The following is a 5,040-nucleotide window of genomic DNA, read 5'->3' on the forward strand; positions in this document are numbered from 1 at the left end:
AGGCGTGCCACGGCCGTCCCCACCCGCGTGACCGCCGCCGGTCCCGCCGTGCCGGGCGGGAACCCGGCCGCTGTCGGTCCCACTGCCACCGGCGTTCCGGCCGCTGCCTGCGTTCCCGTCGCTACCCGCCGTATGCCCTCCGGTGTGCTCGCCGGCGTGAGCGGTCGGTGCCGTGTTCCCGCCGGCCCGGCCCGTCGCGTCACCGCCGACGTGGGCCGCCGTCTCCCCGGCCGCGTGCACGCCTGCCCGCTCGCCCGCCCCGACGAGCACACCCTCCTCGTGCGGCAGGCTCCGCTCCAGCAGCTCCCGGTCCGCCGCCGACAGTTCCACCTTCGCCGGCGCCGCCGTGCCGTCCGCGCGGACGACCGAGCCGTCGTCCAGGTTCAGCCGGGTTCCGTCCGGCCACTCCACGACGTTGTCGCGGATGACCGGCGTGTCGTCGGCGAACCGGACCACGCTGCCGTCGGGCTGGACCCGTCCCGTTCCGGAGAGGATGTCGGCGTACGCGCCCGCGTGCACGCCCCGCAGGCCGGCGAACAGGTCGGCGACCTTGACCGTGCCGAACGTGGCGGCCTTGCCGAGGTACGTCATGGGATCGACGAGCCGGGCCGTCTTGCCGAGCGCGCCGACCGTACGGGCCACCGCGCCGCCCTTCGCCGCCGCTCCGGCGCCTCCGGTGAAGACCGTCGTCAGGACGTTGAAGGTGACCGCGCCGCCCGCCCGTGCGGGGTTCTCGCCCCACTGGTCCCAGGCGACCAGCGCCTTGCCCGTCTCCTTGACCGCGTTGCGGGAGTCGCGCAGGTAGGAGGGCAGCTTGTCCTCGGGCATCGCCCAGTAGGCGACGCCGACGACGGGCACCGCGGTGATGAGCACGCCGGTCGCGAGCTTGCCGAGCCCCTTCCAGGCCTCGCCCGCGGCGTCCCAGCCGTCGAAGCCGACGAGGGTGCCGAGACCCCGGATCGTGCCCCACACGCCGTCGACGACGAAGCCCTTGCCGAACTCCATCAGCTGGTGGCCCAGCCAGTCGAGCCCGTGCCGCTCCTTCTCCACGGTCCTGCCCCAGGGCAGTTCCTCGGACTGGTTCAGGAGGTCGGCGGTGAAGCCGTAGGTGCTGGTGCCGCGCTTCACCAGCCGTTGCTGGGCGCCGTCCTCGATGATCAGCGTCGAGCCGCCCACCAGCGCGGTGATCTTGTTGTGGCAGGTGATCTCCGCCAGCCAGAAGGCCTCCGCGGTGGCGTTGACGTCGTACACCAGGTCGTTGTTGAGCTGGACGTTGTCGTCGTCCTCGCGCCAGTCGTCGTCCCCCGCGATCTGCTGACGGAAGGTTTCCGCGCGCTGCTTGAGGCTCTTCAGTTTGGCCACGAGCGGCTGGATCTCCGTCTCGTACGAGCTGAGGGCCGCCGCCACCTTCTCCAGGTCGTCGGCGAACTCGTCGGCCTTGGCCGCCACCGGCGCCGTCGTGGCGAACAGCTGCTCCGCCTCCGGCGCCGTGTAGCACGCCGACAGCCCCTGGAAGCGGGTGTGCACGTCCGACCCCGACTGGCGGAAGGCGATGGCCTCCGCCGTCAGCAGCATGTGGTCCGTGCCCAGTTGCTCCAGGTCTCCGGTGAACTGCGGGATGTTCTGCGGATCGATGAGGTCCGCGCTCACTGGCCCCCCTGCTGCCCGCCCGCACCCGGCAGGTCGATCTTCGGTTCCTTCAGCGCGTTCGCCTGGGCCTGCGCGGCCATCTCCAGGTCACCCTTGACGTACGCGTTGGTCGCGCCGGCCGCCCCGTTGAGGGAGTTCGACGTGCGCACCGCGACGTACATCAGCTTCTCCTGGTAGGCGGTGAAGAACTCGCCCAGCGCCGCCGCGACCGGGCCCTGGACCCCGCTCTTCTCCACGCCGCCCTGCTGGATCGTGCCGGCGGACTTCGCCGCGCTCGGCATGGTCTCCTGCAGGGCCTTCCCGGTGTTCGAGAGGCCCTCGGCCGCCTTCGCCGTCTCCGTGAGGACGTGCTGCACGCCCGACGGCGATATGTCCCACCCCGTCATGCGGATTCCCCGTACTCCCGTGTGCCGTCGCCCCGCCGACGCGCCTGCGTCAGCCGATGTTGTCGACCGCCGCCCGCGCCTTCGCCAACGTCGACTGGGCCGTCCCGTCGTTCTCCTCGAGGGTCGTGCGCACCAGTCGGATGATGTTGCGCACCTCGTCGGCCGCGCGGTTCCAGCGCATCTCCTTGCCGTGGTACTCCTCGGAGACCCCGTCGGCCTGGAAGTCGGCCATGGCGGCCTTCACGGCCCTGTCGCGGTCGGCCAGCACGCGCTCCAGCTGCCCGACGATCCCCTGCAGACCACCCTGCACCTCGCTCGACGCGCCGGTGTCGTAGGAGCGGCGGTCCAGATTCTGGCCCATCGTCAAAACCCCCTGTGGTTGTCGGCCCCTGTCCCGGTCGACGGTCTAGCGCGCGCCGAAGCGGGCCGCGTCGAAGTTGGCCGCGCCCATGTTCTTCTGGGCGTTGTCCTGCTGTTCGGTCTCACCGGTGGTGAACGCGGTGTCCATACCGCCCTGGCCTTCGAGGATCGCGCCGAGCGACTCGTTCAGCGCGGCGGTGATCTCGTCCGCGCGCGTCTTGAAGGAGTCGAAGGCGACCTTTCCGGAACCGTTGAACTTGCCCTCCAGCGGCTCGGCCGCCTGGATGAGCATGCGGATCAGCGTGCCCAGGTCGGTGCTCGAACCGGACGTGTTCTTTCCCAGTTCGGACAGGGTCGTCGACCCCATGTCGAACTTCACGTGTGTCACCCCCGTGCGTCACGTACGCATCACGAAACTGTTCGAACATGTTGTCGCACAACCCGTTGCGGACGCAACGCCGTTGATCACGGTGTGACGCGATCCGGACATGGTGGGGACAATGCCGATGCCCGCGCACGTCGGCGCGAGGTGCTCGCCGGGACGGTGGCACGGCTCGTGGAGCACGCGGGCCGGAGCCGGCCTCGCGCGAAGGCGAGGGTGAGGGTGAGGGTGAGGAAACGGTTCCTTCCGGGCTCGCGCGGGGCGCAAGCCGTGCGGTGCCGGATCGGACGCCGACGTTCGCCGGCACCGCACGCTGCTTCCCCCCGGTTCCCCCGTGCGTGCACAGCCCCCGCTGCGCACGGACACCAGCATGCGCCCACCGGGCGGTTGAATCCTTGACCGTCCGTGCAGGGATCTTGTCGATTCCGGCAGGACGCGCCGGGCCGCCCTACCGGTCGCGACCCGTGTGGTGATGGCGGTGGTCCGTCGGCGTCATGCCGTATGCGCGGCGGAAGACGCGGCTGAAGGTGGCCGCGTCGGTGAAGCCCCACCGCGCGGCGATCGCCTGGACGGAACGGCCCCGCAGCCGGGGATCGGCCAGGTCACGGCGGCACCGCTCCAGGCGGCGGTGGCGGATCCAGGCCGCCGGGGCCTCGCCCTCCGCCGCGAACAGCTGGTGCAGGTGCCGTACCGAGATGCCGTGGGCCGCCGCGACGGTCGCCGGGGACAGCGACGGATCGCCCAGGTTCCGGTCGATGAAGTCGCGGATCCGGGTGCGCAGGGCGCGCCGGCGGGACTCCGGCGGCAGCGCGTCCTCGGAGTCCACGCAGCGGCCGAGCACGGAGGCGAGGAGGTCGGTGGTCACCGAGGCCAGCGCCGGCGCGTCGGCCTCGGTGAACTCGTCGGCCCGCCGGGCGACGTCGGCCAGCCAGCGGTACAGCGCGCCGCCCATGCCGTGGTCCACCGTGAGCGGCACCGCCAGCAGGCGGCGTACCGCGCGCGGCGGCAGCCGGAGCCGGGCCCGCGGCATGCTGACGACCACCGTCGTGGACCGCCGCGACGTCCTGTTGATGCGGACGTCGTACGGGAGGCTGGTGTCGGCCACGATGAGCTGCCCCGCCCCGAACACCCCCTCGGTGCCGTCCTGCACCAGCATGCCGTCGCCGGAGAGATGGCAGTTGATCTGCAGGAACTCGGGGTCGAAACGCCGGATGACCCGCGGGGTGCGCACGGTGTCCAGGTGCGGCAGGTCCAGCTCGGCGATCTGTAAGTCCCCCAGCGGCAGCACCCGCATCGTGGCCTCGAAGTCGTCGCTGCGCCCACTGCGCATCAGGGTGGGCACGTGCGTGCGCGTGGCCACGTCCTGCCACAGGTCCCACCGCTCGGCGGGCGGCACCACTCCGGTCCGGAACTCCTGCACCAGCATCGTCACACGCCCCCAACGCGTACCGGACGACCGCATCCTGCCCAGGAGGACATCGTAGGGAACCGGAACCGGAGCCGGAAAAAATTCCGGAGGGACCGTGCAACCCTCCCCGCGCCTCGCGGGTCGTACTCGGAGTCAGGACTCCTGGGAGGGGACCCGGGGGGGACTTGAGGGGTTCTGACGGGGAGGGACCGAGGGGGCCCGGTCGACGGACCGGGCCCCCTCGAAGCGCGTACGGCGGTACCGCGCTCGCCTCAGAAGAACACCCCGCAGCGCAGCAGCACGTTCGCGTACGGCCGTGCCTCGCCGGTGCGGACGACGAGCCGCGCGCCCGCGCTCAGCTCCTTGAGCCGTTCGTGCGGGACCAGGCCGAGGCCGGGGAAGCGGCCCGCCAGCAGCTCGGCCGCCGCCGGATTGGCGTCCCGCACCTCGGACGCGGCCGTGGCGCCCTCGACGACCAGCTCGTCGAGGAGCCCCTCCAGCACCTCCGCGAACGACGGCACCCCCGCGCGGAACGCCAGGTCCACCACGCGCGGCCCGCCGGGTATCGGCATCCCCGCGTCGCACACCAGCACCCCGTCGCCGTGCCCGAGCTCGGCCAGGGCGCCGGCGAGGTGCCGGTTCAGGATTCCGTGCCTCTTCACCGGGTGCCGCCTTCCGGGGCCACGCCGGATGCGCCGTCCGGCCCCCGGGAGCCGTCCTCCGGACCGGCACCGCGCAGCCCGTCGACCTCCGCCGCCGTCGGGAAGGACACCTGCGCGCCCTCCTTGGTGACCGTCGCCGCGCCCACCCGGGCCGCGTACGCCGCCGCCCCGGCGAGCGGCTCGCCCGCGCCG

General features: G+C 72.4%; 5 protein-coding genes and 2 pseudogenes. All 7 read right to left on the bottom strand.

Annotated elements, in window-relative coordinates:
- A pseudogene (locus B7767_RS16995) lies at positions 1-1,650 on the bottom strand (hypothetical protein); the annotation flags it as partial.
- The gene (locus B7767_RS46380; RefSeq protein ID WP_073931781.1) at positions 1,647-2,036 is read right to left on the bottom strand and encodes a DUF6507 family protein; all 390 of its coding nucleotides are present in this window, start codon (positions 2,034-2,036) and stop codon (positions 1,647-1,649) included. The pseudogene B7767_RS16995 and the gene B7767_RS46380, both read right to left, overlap by 4 nt.
- A 49-nt stretch (positions 2,037-2,085) precedes the next feature.
- Entirely contained in the window at positions 2,086-2,397 is a 312-nt protein-coding gene (locus tag B7767_RS17005; RefSeq protein WP_085572933.1) for a pore-forming ESAT-6 family protein, read from the bottom strand.
- 45 nt (positions 2,398-2,442) lie between these two features.
- Positions 2,443-2,775 (bottom strand): hypothetical protein, encoded by a 333-nt coding sequence (locus B7767_RS17010; protein WP_030857924.1) that lies wholly within the window; start codon positions 2,773-2,775, stop codon positions 2,443-2,445.
- A 451-nt stretch (positions 2,776-3,226) separates the two neighbouring features.
- Positions 3,227-4,204 (bottom strand): helix-turn-helix domain-containing protein, encoded by a 978-nt coding sequence (locus tag B7767_RS17015; RefSeq protein WP_179167174.1) that lies wholly within the window; start codon positions 4,202-4,204, stop codon positions 3,227-3,229.
- A 254-nt stretch (positions 4,205-4,458) separates the two neighbouring features.
- Positions 4,459-4,848 carry a D-ribose pyranase gene (gene rbsD, locus B7767_RS17020; protein ID WP_085572935.1) on the bottom strand — a complete coding sequence of 130 codons (390 nt, stop codon included), beginning with the start codon at positions 4,846-4,848 and terminating at the stop codon, positions 4,459-4,461.
- Positions 4,845-5,040 (bottom strand): annotated as a pseudogene (locus B7767_RS17025) (ribokinase); the annotation flags it as partial. The gene rbsD and the pseudogene B7767_RS17025, both read right to left, overlap by 4 nt.

This window comes from Streptomyces sp. 13-12-16 (assembly GCF_002114215.1).
GTDB lineage: Bacteria > Actinomycetota > Actinomycetes > Streptomycetales > Streptomycetaceae > Streptomyces.